The 15,549-nt window shown below is 69.8% G+C and carries 17 protein-coding genes; 5 read left to right on the top strand and 12 right to left on the bottom strand.

Annotated features, from left to right (window positions below; genetic code table 11):
* Positions 1-116 precede the first annotated feature (116 nt).
* A complete protein-coding gene (locus ACQP0N_RS01330) occupies positions 117-584 on the top strand; it encodes a hypothetical protein (protein WP_433116896.1) in 468 nt (155 codons plus the stop codon).
* A gap of 85 nt (positions 585-669) precedes the next feature.
* Here the strand turns inward: ACQP0N_RS01330 and ACQP0N_RS01325 are convergent, their stop codons facing one another.
* Together ACQP0N_RS01325 and ACQP0N_RS01320 are read right to left on the bottom strand one after the other, a co-directional pair.
* Positions 670-1,176, bottom strand: coding sequence for a DUF4760 domain-containing protein (locus ACQP0N_RS01325; protein ID WP_433116894.1), 507 nt, complete (start codon positions 1,174-1,176; stop codon positions 670-672).
* A gap of 87 nt (positions 1,177-1,263) precedes the next feature.
* The gene (locus ACQP0N_RS01320; protein ID WP_433116893.1) at positions 1,264-1,776 is read right to left on the bottom strand and encodes a hypothetical protein; all 513 of its coding nucleotides are present in this window, start codon (positions 1,774-1,776) and stop codon (positions 1,264-1,266) included.
* Positions 1,777-2,022: 246 nt separating this feature from the next.
* On the opposite strand from ACQP0N_RS01320, the gene ACQP0N_RS01315 reads away from it, so the two are divergent.
* Entirely contained in the window at positions 2,023-2,349 is a 327-nt protein-coding gene (locus tag ACQP0N_RS01315; RefSeq protein WP_433116891.1) for a hypothetical protein, read from the top strand.
* A gap of 39 nt (positions 2,350-2,388) precedes the next feature.
* On the opposite strand, the gene ACQP0N_RS01310 is transcribed toward ACQP0N_RS01315, so the two are convergent.
* The 7 genes from ACQP0N_RS01310 to ACQP0N_RS01280 all read right to left on the bottom strand — a co-directional run bounded on the left by ACQP0N_RS01310 (position 2,389) and on the right by ACQP0N_RS01280 (position 7,854).
* Positions 2,389-2,961, bottom strand: a complete 573-nt coding sequence (locus ACQP0N_RS01310; protein ID WP_433116889.1) for a hypothetical protein — start codon at positions 2,959-2,961, stop codon at positions 2,389-2,391.
* Positions 2,958-4,280 carry a hypothetical protein gene (locus ACQP0N_RS01305; protein ID WP_433116887.1) on the bottom strand — a complete coding sequence of 441 codons (1,323 nt, stop codon included), beginning with the start codon at positions 4,278-4,280 and terminating at the stop codon, positions 2,958-2,960. Before ACQP0N_RS01305 ends, ACQP0N_RS01310 begins: the two co-directional genes overlap by 4 nt.
* Entirely contained in the window at positions 4,277-5,074 is a 798-nt protein-coding gene (locus tag ACQP0N_RS01300) for an ATP-binding cassette domain-containing protein (RefSeq protein WP_433116885.1), read from the bottom strand. The genes ACQP0N_RS01305 and ACQP0N_RS01300 overlap by 4 nt, the downstream gene beginning before the upstream one ends.
* Positions 5,075-5,085: 11 nt before the next feature.
* Positions 5,086-5,892, bottom strand: a complete 807-nt coding sequence (locus tag ACQP0N_RS01295; protein WP_433116883.1) for a hypothetical protein — start codon at positions 5,890-5,892, stop codon at positions 5,086-5,088.
* Positions 5,889-6,440, bottom strand: a complete 552-nt coding sequence (locus ACQP0N_RS01290; protein WP_433116881.1) for an RNA polymerase sigma factor — start codon at positions 6,438-6,440, stop codon at positions 5,889-5,891. The genes ACQP0N_RS01295 and ACQP0N_RS01290 overlap by 4 nt, the downstream gene beginning before the upstream one ends.
* Positions 6,441-6,752: 312 nt before the next feature.
* Positions 6,753-7,217, bottom strand: a complete 465-nt coding sequence (locus tag ACQP0N_RS01285) for a DIP1984 family protein (protein ID WP_433116879.1) — start codon at positions 7,215-7,217, stop codon at positions 6,753-6,755.
* A 67-nt stretch (positions 7,218-7,284) separates the two neighbouring features.
* Positions 7,285-7,854: an NADAR family protein gene (locus tag ACQP0N_RS01280; protein ID WP_433116878.1), complete on the bottom strand. Its 570-nt coding sequence runs from the start codon at positions 7,852-7,854 to the stop codon at positions 7,285-7,287.
* Positions 7,855-7,998: 144 nt separating this feature from the next.
* Between ACQP0N_RS01280 and ACQP0N_RS01275 the strand changes: the two genes are divergently transcribed.
* The 3 genes from ACQP0N_RS01275 (at position 7,999) to ACQP0N_RS01265 (ending at position 12,659) form a co-directional block, all read left to right on the top strand.
* On the top strand, positions 7,999-8,769 hold the full coding sequence (locus tag ACQP0N_RS01275) for an IclR family transcriptional regulator (RefSeq protein WP_433116876.1): 771 nt from the start codon (positions 7,999-8,001) through the stop codon (positions 8,767-8,769).
* 441 nt (positions 8,770-9,210) lie between these two features.
* Positions 9,211-10,641 (top strand): extracellular solute-binding protein, encoded by a 1,431-nt coding sequence (locus tag ACQP0N_RS01270; RefSeq protein WP_433116875.1) that lies wholly within the window; start codon positions 9,211-9,213, stop codon positions 10,639-10,641.
* Between the two features lie 101 nt (positions 10,642-10,742).
* A complete protein-coding gene (locus tag ACQP0N_RS01265) occupies positions 10,743-12,659 on the top strand; it encodes an ABC transporter permease subunit (protein WP_433116873.1) in 1,917 nt (638 codons plus the stop codon).
* A 10-nt stretch (positions 12,660-12,669) separates the two neighbouring features.
* On the opposite strand, the gene ACQP0N_RS01260 is transcribed toward ACQP0N_RS01265, so the two are convergent.
* From ACQP0N_RS01260 to ACQP0N_RS01250, 3 genes are all read right to left on the bottom strand, one after another.
* On the bottom strand, positions 12,670-13,569 hold the full coding sequence (locus ACQP0N_RS01260) for a CDP-diacylglycerol diphosphatase (protein ID WP_433116871.1): 900 nt from the start codon (positions 13,567-13,569) through the stop codon (positions 12,670-12,672).
* Positions 13,570-13,730: 161 nt separating this feature from the next.
* On the bottom strand, positions 13,731-14,627 hold the full coding sequence (locus ACQP0N_RS01255) for a bifunctional helix-turn-helix transcriptional regulator/GNAT family N-acetyltransferase (protein WP_433116869.1): 897 nt from the start codon (positions 14,625-14,627) through the stop codon (positions 13,731-13,733).
* A gap of 74 nt (positions 14,628-14,701) precedes the next feature.
* On the bottom strand, positions 14,702-15,499 hold the full coding sequence (locus tag ACQP0N_RS01250) for an SAM-dependent methyltransferase (RefSeq protein WP_433116867.1): 798 nt from the start codon (positions 15,497-15,499) through the stop codon (positions 14,702-14,704).
* Positions 15,500-15,549: the final 50 nt, after the last annotated feature.

Raw genomic sequence — 15,549 nt, 5'->3', positions numbered from 1 at the left:
TGCACGCCAGGCCGTCAGGCGCTGAACAACAGCGACCAGGGACGACCCTTGGCGACGACGTTTGTCGAGGTCACGCTTGATCGACAGCCCACGAGGGTCGGTGCCATGATGGGGCCATGCCGAGCGAGGTCTGGGTGTCGTTGACCTCCCTGGGCGGGGTGGCATTGGGCGGGGGCTTGTCGTTCTGGGTCCAACGCATCACCCAGCGGTCGGCCGAGCGAGCAGAGGAACGCCGGCAGGCCATGGCTCTTTCCGAGAGCCGCCGAACGGAACGGCTGGCCCAGTTGCAAAGCTTTATCGAGGTCACGGCCGAGGCTGAGCGATGCGCATTCACGCGTCCATTCAGCTGGCAGGACGGCGATGAGTGGCAAGTCCAAACGCAAGCGATCATGAACCGTGTATGGGTGGCTGAGCGGATGATCCGCCTGACGTTTCCACTTCCGGTTCATACAGCGGCCCGGGCCTACTTCCTTGACCTCAACCGGGTTGTATGGGAAGGGCTACCTGACGGGCAAAGCGTAAGGGACTATTTGGAAGATCATCGGCTGGCCTTCCTCGACGCCGCTCGGACGGCCGTGGACTGAGCGGTCAGGCCACGATGCACCAGCCACGCCCGTAAATGACAGGTGCGGCCGCCCGAATAATGATCGCTACAACTCAATTGGGAAATCAAGCCGCGTCGGCGACGGCCGAATCGCTCGTTGACCGCAGTGCCCGTCGGGACTCCCACCGACCTGCCAGCCACACCAGGTTTCCCCAGTAGCTTTCGACCCGGTACCTGTTCCGCAGTTCGGCGATGAGTGGGCTCGCTATCTCGCGGATCTCCAGGATGGACGCTCCCCAGTTTTCGACGATGAATTTCTCGTCGGCCATGTTGGCACGAACGAACATGCCCGCCACATCGAAGCCGTTACAACGGACCATGACTGCCGTCTTCTGCTCCTCGGTCCACTGGCCGTAAGGCACTTCGAGGACCGACGGCAGCACCCGGGCGGCGGACCGCATTTCGGGCGAGGTGATCAACTTGACCACTTCCATCGTTCCTTGAACCTCTTGTGAACGGTACGCCGCCTCGACCTGCCGCCCAGCGTGCCGGGCCTGGCGAGCTCCGACCAGCAACGCCAGGGCGACGATCAGAGTGGAAACGACCTGGGAGATGGCGATGACAGTGTCCACGCCGCTGATCATTGCCCAAACCCGGCAATAGATCGAGTGCGCTCTACTCGGCAGGCGGACCTTTGTCGACGGCGGCAGTCTGGGCCCTCAGCAGACGCACTCGAACGACAGGCCACTGCTCGCCGGGACCGCGATCCAGGCCGACCGCACCGGTGCGTAGCGATGCGCCTGCGCCCGGGCGTCCGTCAGCGCTGCGGCGCGCAGCGGCCCGACGGGAGGGAACCTGAACCCCGTGTCGTGGGCGTCGATCTGGTCAAGGCCGATCAGATCGGCCTCGTCGTCGAAGACCATCTCCAGGTCGATCTGCCACAGCTCGGGCTGCCAGTGCGGGTCGTCGCGGTCACCGATGTCGGCGATGGCCAACTGGCGGGTGAACGTCAGGCTCGGGCGGCCCTCGTTCCAGGAGTACCGTCCCCACTGGACGATGAATCCATCGGCGTCGGAGTCCGGAGTCGGGTCGACGCCGTCGATCTCCACCTGCATGAACTCGACGAATGCACACCATGCCGCCTCGACATCGGTCACCGATTCCGGCTCGAAGCCGTGACGCCGCAGGATCTGCGCGAACACGTCAGGGCTGGTCCGCCAAGGGTTGTGCATGTGGCCAGCATGCTCGACGACATAAACCCGGCTGACAGCCCACTCCTACTCAGGTCAGCGGCGACGTACCGCAGCCGGTCCGGGACTTTTTCGGATGTCCGGGTACGGCGCACGATGCCATCATGGCGAGATGGCAACCCCAGAGAATGGATCATGAGCCGTAGGCCTCCCAGCCAGCTACGAGTGCCCCGGTATACCAGGCACGCCGACGCCTCCCCACGTGTTCCCGACGGGATCTCGGCCAAGGTGCTGCGGCAGATCACCGATGCCGCACAGGCGGGGCGCTGTCAGGACGTCGAGTCGATGGCCTCAGCGGTTGCCACCTTGAAGCGGTTTCTCCGGCGATCCGGCGCGGTGTTGACGCTCGATCAGGACGCCGACTGCCCCTGCTGTGACCCGCGTCAGGCGATGGACACCCTGCACAGGATCGCCAGGGCGGTCCCTCCGACCGGCAGGCGCGAGATCCAGGCGATCGTGGATCCCCTTGCTGAGCGGTACCGCGCCCGCACGCTGCACGATCCGAGCTGGCCGCAGGACAGCCAGTGGTGGTGGCGACGCATCGCCGACCGCTGAGTGACCGCGAGACCACTACGGCGCAGGTCGGCGCTTCCGTCACTCGCGTCGGGCGGCGCCGCGCATCGCGTACGCCATGACGCCCGTGACCGCCAGGACGGCCGCGACCACGGCCGCCGGCCGACTGTCGTGGGGTTGGCCGGGCCAGGTGGCGAGCGTGCCCCAGGTGCCCGGTTGGGGGAACATGGCGGCGGCGACCGCCCAGCCCACGGGGAGGAACCAGGCGCGGGCCGCGCCCGCGACCGTCGCGCAGAGCGCGGTCAGGCCCAGCAGGCCGGCGGCGTCGCGGACCAGCAGCGCGGTGGGGCCGAAACGGGCGCCGGTGGGTTGGGTGGCGAGCAACACGACGAGTACGAGCGCCAGCGCGGCCAGCAGGTGCCCGGCTCGCCGCCACGGCCAGCGCAGTGCGGCGGTGCGTTCGAGGTCCTCGTCGGGGGCGGCCAGGGTGGTCGACAGGGCCGCCACCATCAGCGTGACCGTCAGGACGACGAGCAGGAGGATGACGTCGCGCTCGGTGGAGAGGGTCAGCCACAGCGCCCAGATCAGGGCGGCGGCGCTGACGGACGCGGCCAGTGCCACGGGTACGCGTCGTGCGCGTAGGTGCAGGATCATCGCGACAGCAGTCCGGTGGGGTCCTGGCAGGTCAGGATGGCGTCGCGTACCGCCGTCACGCGGGAGAGCGCCTCCGGCGCGGGCAGCTTCTGAAGGTCCCGCCACAGGGTGACCGCCTCGGCGTTGAGCTGCGGATCCTCCTCGATCATTTCGGGGATGACGCCGACGTCGGAGACCGGCTCGCGGCCGAGCAGGTGGTATGCGGCGGCTCGTTCGACCGCGCCGTTGCGCTCGCAGTCCGGGCCGCCGTATCCGGTGCCCAGGCCGAACACCATCTCGGGGACCACGGCGTCGGGATGGGCCAGGCCGCCGTGGTCGTCGATCCGGACGTCGATCGTGACGGTGTCGCCGTCGCGGACGGGCACGTCCCCGATGAGATAGGCCCGCGTGTCCTCGTGCGCCTGGGTGGGGGCGTTCGGCATCTTGGCGAGGGCGGCCAGGCCCTGGCGGGCGAGCGGGGTCAGCGTGTCCAGCACGTTGGCGTTGACCCGGGTGACGCAGACCTTCGGGGCGTCGTCGGTGCAGACGAGTTCGCGGGCCACGGGGTCGATCGGCGCGACGAGGGTTGCCTCGTCACGGGGGACGAGCGCCGCCGCGACGCCGAAGCCGAGCAACACCGGCAGCACGGCGGCCACCGACGTACGGGGACCGTGCGCGACCAGCAGGAGTACGCCGGTCAGCGCCAGCCCGCCCAGGAAGATGGCGAGCGCGGCGGTAACCCGGGGGTCGATGGTCTGGAACGGGTAGAACGTGCTGCTGCCGTACGCGGGAGACAGGATCGCGCCCATCCATTCCGGCCGCATGATCGCGGTGAAGAAGACCAGCAGCACACCGGCCACGGCGAGCACGGGCGCGGTCACCAGAGCGGGTAGCAGCCGCCCGACGCCCAGGCCGAGCCAGGCCGCCGCGACCAGGGAGAACGCGCCGACCAGTGTGATGGCGACGACGTCCGGCGGGAAGTACGCGGCGGTGGACGCGATCCGCACGCCGCCCGCGCCGAGCACCAGCAGGAAGGCGAGCCCGAGCGCGGCGCCCATCGCGACGAGGACCGGAATCATCCGGCGGGCGCGGGACCGGGGTGTGGTGGCGAAGAGTTCCCCGACCTTGGCCCGGTGTTCGCGGCGGCCCTGCCACGCTCCGGCGGCGAGGGCGACCGGCCAGAGCAGGAGCAGGTACTCCTTGACGGCGAGTGTGAGGGACATCCACCCCTCCGACCAGCGGCCCGGGGCGAGGTAGAGGGCGGCGACGCCGACCGCCACCGCGAGGAGCGCGGCGCCGGCTGCGGCGGAGCGCCGGAGTTCGATCCCCAGGACGCTCATCGGCTGGCCTCCTCGTGACGGCGGAGCAGCGCCGAGTAGCCGCGTTCGGCGGGGCTGTCGCCCGGGTGGCGCTCGTCGCCCTCGGCGGCCAGACCGGCGGGCGTGCCCTGCCACACCAACCGACCCTCGTTGATCAGCACCACCTCGGTGCAGGCGGCGACCACGTCCTCGACGAGGTGGGTGGAGACCAGCACGCAGGCGTCCGTACCCAGGTCGCGCAGCAGTTCGCGCAGGTCGAGGCGCTGCTCGGGGTCGAGGCCGACGGTCGGCTCGTCCAGCAGCAGCACCCGCGGATCGTTGACGATGGCCTGGGCGACGCCGGCCCGGCGCAGCATCCCGCCGGAGAGGGTGCGGAGCTTGGCGTCGGCCTTGGCGCTGAGCCCGACGCGATCGATCGCGCGCTGTGTGGCCGCCGGGATGTCGGGCTTCGGCATCTCCTTAAGCCAGGCCAGGTACGACACGAACTCGCGCACCGTGAACCGCGGGTAGTAGCCGAAGTGCTGCGGCAGGTAGCCCAGCGAACGCCGGGCCTGGCGCAGGTCGGCGCGACCGTCCACCGAACTGCCGAGCAGGGTGAGCCGGCCGCCGGACGGCTTGAGCACCGTGGCCAGGGCACGCATCAACGTCGTCTTGCCCGCGCCGTTGCGCCCCAGCAGGCCGTGGACGCCGGTGCCGAGGCTCAGGTCGAGCCCGTCGACGGCCAGGTGCCGGCCGGCCCGCACCTTCAGCGCCTCGGCGTGGATGGCCCAGGGGTGGATGGTGGTGGCCGTCTCGGCCAGGCTCACCGCTCGCATGGTTGGTCCCTTCAGAACGAGGTGAGGCGCCGGAAGCTGTTGGCGCGCAGGAGGGTCAGGGCGGCCAGCACGACCGTGACGACGGCCCACCCACCGATGGCCGCCGGTTCCAGGAGCACCGGCAACTCGGCGGCGGCGAGGCTGGGTGCGACCACGGCGGCGGCCCAGGCGGCCATCAGCCCGACCGCGGCGCGGCGGACGCCGACGAGGGAGCCGAGCAGCAGCGTGGCGGCGGTGAAGGCCAGGCACGGCAGCAGCATCAGCGCGGGGTTCACCCGGCTGGCCCCGTAGGCGGCGAGCACGGCGAGCACCGGGATGACGAGGACGAGCACCCCGGCGGTACGGCGCAGGAGCATCGTCAGACCGGCCGAGGGGGTGCCGACGACCAGTTCCCAGGCCGGGTCCCCGCGTCTGCTCCAGGCCGCCGCGACCCCGGGCAGCGGCGCGAGGGGCGCGAGCAGCAGCACGATCGACGGCAGCTCGGACAGGAAGTACGTGAGCAGGGCCGCGGTGCCGAGCACGCCGGCGGTCATGGCCACCCAGGGCAGCAGCGCCGCCACGAACCAGCGCTGCCGCAGCGGCGTACGGAGAAAGGCCCTTGATCGTGGGGCGGGGCCGGCGGCGATCGTGCGGTCGACGACCGCCGCGACCTCGGCGACCAGGGCGCGCGACTCGGCCGTGGTGCTGCCCGCGAGGCGTGCGCGACAGTCGGCGCAGCTCTCCAGGTGCACCTCGATCGTCCAGACGGTCGCCTCGTCGAGGCCGGCATCGCCGTCGGCGTAGCGGTCGATGTCGTTCAGGGTGGGATGCGTGGTCATGACAATGCCTCCCGCAGGACGATCCGGGCGCGGCGGATCCGGGACTTGACGGTGTTCTCGGGTACGCCCAGCAGCACGGACGTCTCGCGGACGGTGAATCCGTCCAGGACGGTGGCGCGCAGCACCGCGCGGACCTCGGGCGGCAGCACGGCGAGGGCCTGTTCGAGTTCCTGCCCGACCCGACCGGCGAGCGCCTCGTCCTCGGCGGCGGGCACGACCGTCTCGACCGGATGCACCTGCGGCACCCGGGCCTGCCGCGAACGACGCCGGAACGCGTCCACCAGGCGGTGCGCGGCGATGGTCCACAGCCAGCCGACCGCGCTGCCGCTGACCTGGTCGCCGGTGAAGCTGCCGGCCGCCCGCCAGACCGCGAGGTAGGTCTCCTGGAGGACGTCGGCGACCACGTCCGGGTCCGCGCACCGGCGACGCAGGCGCACCTCCAACCAGGGCGCGGTACGCCGGTACAGCTCGTCGAAGGCCCGCCGGTCACCGCGGGCCACGCGACGGACGAGTTCCTGCTCGTCCGTCGCGTCCAGGCTTCGTCTCACGTGAGGTAAGACGACCGTCTCCGCGCGATCGGGTGCCTCGCAACTGTGACCGCCGTCACGGGCGGCCGGATCCTTTGGTGCTCTGTTGCATCAGGTTGCGGAAGTCCCCTGTCCCACCCTCACCGTCGTGGATCTGCACATGGTGGTGTGCCGTGCCCTGTGCGCCGTCACCTGTGCGATGTGCTGGGCATGCGATGTGTGGTGGGGAATCGAACCCCTGCGCCTGCCCCCGGCGCGCCAGGAGGTAGCCGGATTGCCCGCCGGCTTGCGGGTTCGTGCACGCCTCCACGTCGGCTACCTGCTCCGCAACTCCTAGTCCAACAGGTCGACCTCCCAGTTCGTACGCTGGATCAGCGTGTCCACCTCACGAAGCTGCCGCGCCAGGTCGTCGGCCTGTCGGCGCAGCTCGGCCACCGGCAGCGCCGGGATCATCTTCAATTCCGACCGCAACTGCCGGTACCCACGCTGGCCTTCACCGGCGGCGGCCGCCGCGGCCGACGTGACGACGTTGTGCCGCAGACGGAGTACGTCGCGCCGGGCGAGCGCGTCGGTGAGCGTGCCGCCGTCCACGACGGTGGCGGCGTTCGTGCGGTTGATCCGCCGGATCAACGACTCCAACTCGTCGAGCGTCTCGCCCACCTCGACGAGCAGAGCCGAGGCGTCCTCGGCGGGATTCTCGCCCTCCTGGAAGCGAGCGCTGGCGGTGATGCGGGCACGGAGTTGTTCGGCGCGGCGCGCCGCGTCCGCGCGCACCGCCAAGGCCTCAGCGAGCTTCATGGGCACCAGTATCGCCAGCGAAGATCATTGCCCGCGCCTCATTTTCCGGCGCGCGAATGCGGCAAGGTCATCGCTTGTCGAGCTGCGCGCGGGCGCGCATCAAGGCGAACCCGAGAAGATTCCGGCCGCGCCACTGGGCCGGATCCTCGGCGCGCGGGTCCGTGGCCGCCAGTCCGATGCCCCACACCCGGTCCATGGGGCTGGCTTCCACCAAGATCCGGTTGGCCGTGCCGGACAGATACCGCCCGAGGTCGGGGTGCTGGCTGAACTTCGCCACGTTGCCGGCGACGACCAGACCGAGGCCGTGCTCGTCCCAGCTGGCCTGATCGAATCCGCGTACCTGCCGGCCCAGGGCCTTGACCGCGCCCGGATGTGAAGCCGTCAAAATCTGTGCGGCGATCGCCTCGTCACCGAACAGGCGGGCCTTGCCGACCATCATGTAATGCTCAGCGGTCAGATAACGCTCGCCGTCCACGGTGAATGGCGCCGGCCACCACTGGCTCAGGCACCCTGGACCGATGCTGCCGTCGGCCTGCGGCCGGTGACCCCAGAAGAACAGGTACTTGGGACGCCCGCCCTCAGCGACATGGGCGCGCAGCTCGGTGAGGTCGCCCGGCAACGGATCGGTCGTGGTCATGTTCGGCAGGGTGCCAGGCCGGTGCGACATCGGGCGCTGGGCGCTCTGCGCCTGGCGCGGACGGCTCACGTGGCTATCCTCTTCAGGTGCTGGTCCGTGTGGAGATCGTTGACGCGGGTCCGGCATTTCGAAGGGACTAGCGACATGGCCCGTGTGGTACCGGCAGTTATCCGCGCACTCGACGTCCTCGAACTGTTCCTGGACTGCCCCCAACTGTCGGCCCGCCAGGTGATGGAGCGGCTCGACCTGCCGCGCACTACCGTCCACGAGCTGCTCGTGACGCTCGAAGCCCGCTCGTACCTGATCTCCGTGCCGGGTCAACCGGTGCAGTATCGGCTCGGGATGCCGCTGTTCCAGCTGGGCGCGGCGTTCGCGGGTCGGCTCGATCTGGTACGCGAGGCGCAGGGTGTCGCGCGGGACGTGGCCGCCGCCTGTGACGAGGCGGTTCACGTGGCGGTGCTGGACGGCGCCGACGTCGTCTACCTCGTCAAGTTCGACAGCATCCACCCCGTTCGGATGGTGTCCGGAGTCGGGTTGCGGCTGCCCGCCCACTGCACGGCGGTCGGCAAGGTGCTGCTGTCGGCCCTCGATCCGGAGGACCTGGACGCGGTCCTGTTGAAGGATCCCCTGCCGGGCATGACGCCGGACAGCATCACCGATCCGGACCTCCTGCGGGAGCATCTCGACCAGGTCCGGGCGGAGGGCGTCGCGGTCGACGTCGGCGAGTCGGACAGCGCGATGCGATGCGTCGCGGCGGCGATCCGGGATCACTCCGGGGCCGTCATCGCCGCGATGAGCCTGTCCGCGCCGATCATCCGGTGGACACCGCAGGTGCAGGTGGAGTGGACCGGGCTGGTTCGCGAGGGCGCGACAGCGCTGTCGGCGCGCATGGGCTACCGGGCCCAGTCCCGGTAGCAAACCTCCCGCTTTTGGTTCGAAACAGCATCGAAACATTGACATCGCTGACCGGGCTGCTCTAGCGTCGCACCACTCGATGCGGTATATCGAACCTAGTTCGAAATCTCGAACGGCGGTGGTCCCGTGACACGACCGAACCGGAACGTCAGCGTCACTGTCTCGGCCCTGTCGCCGACCGCCTCGACCACGTCGCGCCATCCGAGGTGCGGCACCCGACAGATCTCGGGTGGCTCGGACGGAGCATGCGTGAGCGGACGTCCCGCGGCGGCCGGCTGGCCCGCTCGCCGTGACGGCGACCGACGAGCGAACTGATCTCGACCGGCGACCCTCCCCGGTCGCCACCACAGAAGCCCAACTGGAAACACGACGATCGCGGCGTTCGCCGGGTACGCCTTCGGCGTGCAGCCGTGCGCGGCGAGATGAAGGAGGCGGGTGTCCATGGAGGACAAATCGGGTTGGTCTCGACGCGGCGTGCTGGGGATGGGGGTGGGAGTGCTCGGCGCGGCGGGTCTTGCCGCGTGTGGAGGCACTTCCGAATCGCCGACCAAGGTGCAGGCCGAGGTCCCGCAGGAGCTGATCGACGCCGCCGCGTCGATGAAGGGCTCCTCGATGGGAATGTTGTCGCAGAAGCTGTACTCGACGGCGGCGAACGACGCGCTCGACAGCTCGATCAAGAAGTTCGCCGACACCACCGGCACGAAGATCGAGAACAGCCTGGTCCAGGCCGACGCGGGTGACGTGGTCGCCAAGATCGATGCCGAGGTCAAGGGCGGGGTGGCACGTGACCTGGCGTTCATGACCGACTCCCGGTTCGTCGCGCAGTTCCAGGCGCTGGGCGACCTGGAGGACGTCACGGACGTAGTCCAGGCGCTGACCGCCAAGTACGGCGAGCCGTGCGCGGAGGCCAAGAACTACTGCGTCTTCGACGGCAAGTGGTTCGCGATCCCGTACCACTTCATCGGGATCGGGTCGTTCCTGCGCAAGGACTGGATGCAGGACAAGGGCATCACGCCCAAGGACATCTACAGCTGGGAGGAGCTGCGGGACGTCTGCCTGGAGATCTCCGATCCGAGCAAGCGCCGGTTCGGCTGGGGCATGACGATCAACCGGTCCGGTGACGCCAACGGCATGATCGAGGCGCTGATCAACGCGTACGGCGGGTCGATCGCCTCCAACGACGGCCGGAAGGTCACGTTCGAGTCGCCGGAGACGGTGCAGGCGGTGACCTTCCTCGGCGACATCTACACGAACTCGAAGTACAAGCCGATGCTGCCGCCGGGAATCGCGAGCTGGACCGACACCAGCAACAACGAGAACTGGCTCGCCGGCATCCTCGGCTACACCCGCAACCAGTTCAGCGTCTACGCGGACTCGCGGACCAAGAAGAACCCGGTGCACGCCAACACCCACGTGTTCTCCGACTGCATCGGACCGGCCACCAACAACCCCCTGCTGCTCGGCCAGTCACAGGGCTTCGTCGTCTTCAAGGGCGCCAAGAACCCCGCGCTCGCCAAGCTCCTGGCGCAGTACCTGGTCAGCGCGCCCGCGCTGCTCGGAGTGGCCAAGGAGGCACCCGGCCTGGTGATGCCCGCCTGGGAGAAGGTCTGGGACGCGGACCCGTTCTTCACCAGCGGCGACCCGGCGTTCCCCATGCTGCGCAAGATCACCCAGTTGCAGCTGCCGTTGAACACGAAGAACGGCCTGACCTTCCCGCAGAAGGCCAGCGCCGGCCAGCAGGCCGTCGGCTCGGCCTACGTCCTGACCGACATGATGCAGCAGGTCGTGCAGGGCACCGCGCCCGCGCAGGCCGTGAAGGCGGCCCACACGAAGATGGTGCAGATCTTCAACCAGCAGGGGCTGCCGCAGTGAGGACGCTCCGTCCCGCGCGGGTCCCGGCGGCGAGGGCTTCCTCGCCGCCGGGATCCGGCTCCCTCACGCCGACCCAGCGCCGGCTGGGTCGTGACTGGCGAATGGCGGCGCTGTTCCTGACGCCGATGGCCGTGCTGGTCGGCGGCCTTGTGCTCGTACCGATCGCCCGGTCGATCGTCACCAGCACCACCGAACGGCACGGGCAGGAGTCCGTGTTCGTCGGCCTGGACAACTACCTGCACCTCGTCGGCGACGACCAGTTCCACACGGGTGTGGTGAACTCGTTCGTCTTCACCGCGTACGCCGAGATCTTCAAGGTCGTGCTCGGGCTGGCCGCGGCCCTGCTGCTGCACCACCGACGCCGCGGGCGGGCGGTGCTGGCGGGGTTGCTCCTGGTGCCGTGGGTGGTGCCGACCGTGGTGACGGCGTTCAGCTGGCGCGCGCTGCTCGACCCGATCTTCGGCAGCGTCAACAACCTGCTCACCGCCACCGGAATCGGGCCGCTGCTGGTCGACCTGCACCTGGTGGACAGCTGGCCGGCGGGCTGGTTGTCCGACCCGTCGCTGGCGATGCCGTCGGTGATCATGGTGAACGTCTGGAAGGGGGTGCCCTTCTTCACCGTGTGCTTCCTCGCCGGCCTGAAGGCCATCCCGGCCGACCTGTACGAGGCGGCGACCATCGACGGCGCCTCGGCGTGGCAGCGGTTCGCCAACGTGACTTTGCCCGGCCTGCGCCACGTGATCACCGTGACGGTGACCCTGTCGTCGATCTGGACGTTCAACAACTTCGACCTCGTCTGGCTGCTCACCCAGGGTGGCCCGGGCGACGTGACCGCGCCGTACGTGCTCGTCGCGTACTCGAAGGCGATCCTGCAGTTGCAGTACGGCGCGGGCGCGGCGGTCACGCTCGTCATGCTGCCGGTCATCGGCGGGCTGGTGTTCTTCCTGGTCCGGCTGCTGCGCCAGGATTCGGGGGCGAAACTGCCCCGGGCACGACGAACGGCGCTGCGGGTCGGTACGCGGGTGCGCAAGGCCCTGCCGTGGGTGATCACGGCGGTGGTCACCGGGCTGCTGATCTGGGCGTCGCCGCAGATCTTCTGGAAGGCGGCGGTCGTCCTCGGGGTGATCCTGCTCATCGCGGCGGCGGTCGGCCGGGTGGTGTCGACCCTCCAGTCGCGCGGCGGTCGCCGGGCATCCTCGGCGGTGTCGGGCTTCGGCTCCTGGGTCGCGCTCGCCGGGCTGCTCTTCTTCGTGCTCGGTCCGCTGTACTGGATCGGCGTCACGGCCTTCAAGTCCGAGGGCCAGGTCGTCATGCGTACGGACGACCTGTGGCCGACGCCGTGGACCACGGAGCAGTTCACCGGGCTCTTCGCCAACCAGCCGTTCGGTCGCTGGTACCTCAACACCCTGCTGGTGTCCGCGGCGTCCACGGCGGTGGCGCTGGTCTGCGCCGCTCTCGCGGGTTACGCGCTGGCCCGGCTGCGGTTCCGTGGCGCGCAGGGGTTCACCGTCACCGTGCTGCTCACCTACGTGATGCCGGGCGCGCTGCTGTTCATCCCGCTCTACCAGATGCTCATCGGCGTGCGACTCACCGACTCGTTGTGGTCGCTGGTGGTGACGTACCCGACGTTCACGCTGCCGTTCGCCACGTGGCTGCTGGTCGGCTACTTCTCCTCGATCCCGGTGGAGCTGGAGGAGGCCGCGCTCGTCGACGGCTGCACCCGCCTACAGGCGTTCGGCCGGGTGGTGTTGCCGCTGGCCAAGCCCGGACTGCTGGCGGTCGCGCTCTTCACCCTGACCAACGCCTGGAACGAGTTCCTCTTCGCCTTCGTGTTCATCACCAAGGACGAGTACAAGACGTTGCCGGTGGGGATGCAGTCGATGATCGCCGGTGATGTCGTACCGCAGGGACAGCTCGCCGCGGCCTCGCTGCTCGTCAGCATCCCCGTGGTGATCATGTACGCACTCGGCCAGCGCTTCCTGACCGAAGGACTCACCGCCGGGGCGGTGAAGGGCTGACCGGCGGAAATCAGGTGTACGCGAGCAGGAAGTCGATGGTGCCCGTACCGCCGGGCTGGCCCTGCGGGGTCTGGAGTGCGGGCTCGCTGTTGATGACGTAGAACCCGCCGTTGCCGACCAGGCGAGGGGTGACCGCCATCGCCTGGTTCGCCATGTTCGCCCCGGTCGGGCGTACGACGAAGTCGCGCAGCAGCGTGAACAGGTTGTCGTTCAGATTCGACACGTGCAGCACGCGGTAGGAGCGGGGGGCCGGGGCGCCCCCGCTCGTCAGGCCCCAGATCGGGACGATCTGGTTCCGCCAGTTCGCCGGATTGTTGCTGATCACGTTGTCGTACGAGTTGAGCTGAGTCTGAATTCCACTGTGGATGCCGGCCAGGTGGATGTGCAGTTGGTCCTGCTGGCGGGCGTCGGCCGAGTTGATCCCGAGCCCGATGTTCGGGTACACCACGTGCGAGGGCTGCCCGGGCTGCGCGTTGATCCAGGCGTCCAACCAGTAGTTCGGCGCGGCGGCGTTGGCGATGAACGGGCACTCGATGCCCTTCACGCGGCAGGTCGGCACGAGCAGATAGTTGTGGGTGTTCGGCGGCGCGCCGTTGAGCACCACGTAGGTGGACGTGGTGCGCAGGCAGTTGGTCGGCGGTGAGGTCCGCGTACCCAGGCAGACCTGGACCCGGTCCCAGAGATCGAACCGGCCGCCGGTGTCGGTGGGATAGCCGCACAGGGCCGACGGCGTCGGGCAGGCGGTGCCGCCCGGGTCCGGCGGTGGCGGGGGTTGCGGTGTGCCGTAACCACCGTCGGCCATTCCGCCGTCCGCCCCGGCCAGGGTGAGAAGCCCGCCCGCGCTGGCGGCCCCGGACAACTTGACGAACTGACGTCGGGCCATCTGATCGATCCGCCTGCTGCCGCTCATCGCCACTCTCCACCCAGGACGGTCCGAGGACGCTGCCCGACCCGAAGTCCCTGGTCAGGGTTCGGACGAGAAGGTCGGAACGTGCCGAGATTAGGACAAACTTTCACACCTAGAGGGTCGCCGGTGGCGGAGTCCCCTGATCGTGTCCGGACGAGCTCGGCTCACCGCGCGAGCGGCTTCTCGAACCAGTGGTGGGCGTAGCGCTCGGTGTTGTACGGCGGGATCTCCCGGTAACCGGCCGAGCGGTACAGGGCGATCGCCTCGGTGAGGTTGCGGTTGGTGTCCAGCCGCACGGCGGTCGCGCCGCGCTCGGCGGCGTACCGCTCCAGCTCGCCGAGCAGCCGCCGCCCGACGCCCAGCCCGCGCACGGTGTCCGCGACCCAGACGCGCTTGATCTCGGCGGGACCGTCGCCGTGCAGTTTGACCGCGCCGCAGCCGACGGGCTCGGTGTTGAGGGTGGCGAGCAGGAGTACGCCGGCCGGCGGGACGAGCGCCTCGTCGTCGACCGGGTTGCTCAGTGCCGGGTCGAAGCCGTCGTCGAATCGCCGTCCGACCTCCCGGGCGTACGCACGCAGGCAGGCGCGGGCCCGCGGGTCGGCGGGCGGGCACGGTTCGACGACCACCATCGACCCGACGAGCAGCCGTTCGACCTCCGCCATGGCGGTGACGAGTCGGTCCCGGCGGTGCGCGGTGAGCGGTTCGAGGATCGAGGCGGCCAGGTCGTCGGACCGCCGGTCGAGTTCGGCCCACTCCGTACGTCCGGCGTCGGTGAGGGTGGCGGTGCGGACCCGGCCGTCGCCGCCTGCCTGGTCCGCCGGCCCCACGGTGACGAGCCCGTCGTTCTCCAGGGCGCGCAGGAGCCGGCTGAGGTATCCCGAGTCGAGGCCCAGCCGGGCTCGCAGCGCCGCAACCTCGGCACCCGCCGGGCCGATCTCCCACAGCAGGCGCGCCTGCCCGAGCGGGCGCCCCTGGGCCATGTACTCGTCGTCCAGCGCACCCACCCGCTGGGTCACCGTCCGGTTGAACCGCCGCACGGCGGCGATGAGCGCGGAGTCCATACCCCTGACTTTAGTCAGGTTTTCTGCCGACGCCGTCGTACCGCCCGGAGCCGGCCGCCGAAGGCGAAAGCGGGTCAGCGGCGGACGCCGACCCCGGCATACCCGTGCGATTCCACGATCTCGGACTCCCCGTCCGGGCGCCACCGGGTGGTCTCCACCAGACCGGGCTCCACCAGGTCGTACCCGGCGAAGAAGCGCAGCGTCTCGGCGTGCGTGCGGGGCACCAACGGCGCACTGCTGTTGCGGTACACCGCCTGACCGCGCTCGGCCAACTCGGGCGGGATGCCGTCCAGCGTCAGGTGCGACAACGCCAGGTGGCTGCCGGGCACGGTCGCGTCGCGCAGCCGGGCGACGGCCCTCCACGGGTCGTCCCCGTCCGGAACGAAGTGCAGCACCGCGAGCAGCAGGACGGCAACCGGGCGGTCCAGGTCGAGCGTGCCCCGCACGCCCGGGTCGGCCAGCAGGTCGTCGGGCCGTCGCAGGTCACCCTGCACGACGGCGGTGCCGGGCACGTCCGTCAACAACCGCCTGGCGTACGCGACAGCCACCTCGTCGTAGTCCACGTAGACCACCTGGGCGTCCGGCGTCACCGCACGCACCACCTCGTGCACCGTGCCCTGGGTGGGGAGCCCCGCGCCGATGTCCAGGAACTGGTGTACGCCCTGCTCGACGGCGTACCGGACGGCCCGGCGCAGGAACTGCCTGTTCATCTGGGCGGCCGCCCCGGTGTCCGGGAAGATCTCCAGCACCCGCTGGGCGGCGGCCCGGTCGGCGGCGAAGTTGTTGCTGCCACCCAGAAAGTAGTCGTACATCCGGGCGACGTTGGGGCGGGCGGTGACGTCGGTGTTGTCGGGTGCCGGCTGCTCGGTCACGAGGGATCCCTTCGACGCACGGTCGGATCTCGATGTGTAGCAGCTGAGCC

The organism is Micromonospora sp. CA-246542, from assembly GCF_050942905.1.
Classification (GTDB): domain Bacteria; phylum Actinomycetota; class Actinomycetes; order Mycobacteriales; family Micromonosporaceae; genus Micromonospora.
Note: the sequence above shows the minus strand (reverse complement) of the source record. Positions and strands in the feature narration are given on the sequence as shown.

Bases quoted from the DNA above. Each gene is read 5' to 3' on its own strand.
- ACQP0N_RS01300 (WP_433116885.1), bottom strand. From the start codon at position 5,074: ATGCGAGCGGTGAGCCTGGCCGAGACGGCCACCACCATCCACCCCTGG.
- ACQP0N_RS01305 (WP_433116887.1), bottom strand. From the start codon at position 4,280: ATGAGCGTCCTGGGGATCGAACTCCGGCGCTCCGCCGCAGCCGGCGCC.
- ACQP0N_RS01320 (WP_433116893.1), bottom strand. From the start codon at position 1,776: ATGCACAACCCTTGGCGGACCAGCCCTGACGTGTTCGCGCAGATCCTG.
- ACQP0N_RS01270 (WP_433116875.1), top strand. From the start codon at position 9,211: ATGGAGGACAAATCGGGTTGGTCTCGACGCGGCGTGCTGGGGATGGGG.
- ACQP0N_RS01285 (WP_433116879.1), bottom strand. From the start codon at position 7,217: ATGAAGCTCGCTGAGGCCTTGGCGGTGCGCGCGGACGCGGCGCGCCGC.
- ACQP0N_RS01295 (WP_433116883.1), bottom strand. From the start codon at position 5,892: ATGACCACGCATCCCACCCTGAACGACATCGACCGCTACGCCGACGGC.
- ACQP0N_RS01255 (WP_433116869.1), bottom strand. From the start codon at position 14,627: ATGGACTCCGCGCTCATCGCCGCCGTGCGGCGGTTCAACCGGACGGTG.
- ACQP0N_RS01310 (WP_433116889.1), bottom strand. From the start codon at position 2,961: ATGATCCTGCACCTACGCGCACGACGCGTACCCGTGGCACTGGCCGCG.
- ACQP0N_RS01275 (WP_433116876.1), top strand. From the start codon at position 7,999: ATGGCCCGTGTGGTACCGGCAGTTATCCGCGCACTCGACGTCCTCGAA.
- ACQP0N_RS01265 (WP_433116873.1), top strand. From the start codon at position 10,743: ATGGCGGCGCTGTTCCTGACGCCGATGGCCGTGCTGGTCGGCGGCCTT.
- ACQP0N_RS01280 (WP_433116878.1), bottom strand. From the start codon at position 7,854: ATGACCACGACCGATCCGTTGCCGGGCGACCTCACCGAGCTGCGCGCC.
- ACQP0N_RS01330 (WP_433116896.1), top strand. From the start codon at position 117: ATGCCGAGCGAGGTCTGGGTGTCGTTGACCTCCCTGGGCGGGGTGGCA.
- ACQP0N_RS01260 (WP_433116871.1), bottom strand. From the start codon at position 13,569: ATGAGCGGCAGCAGGCGGATCGATCAGATGGCCCGACGTCAGTTCGTC.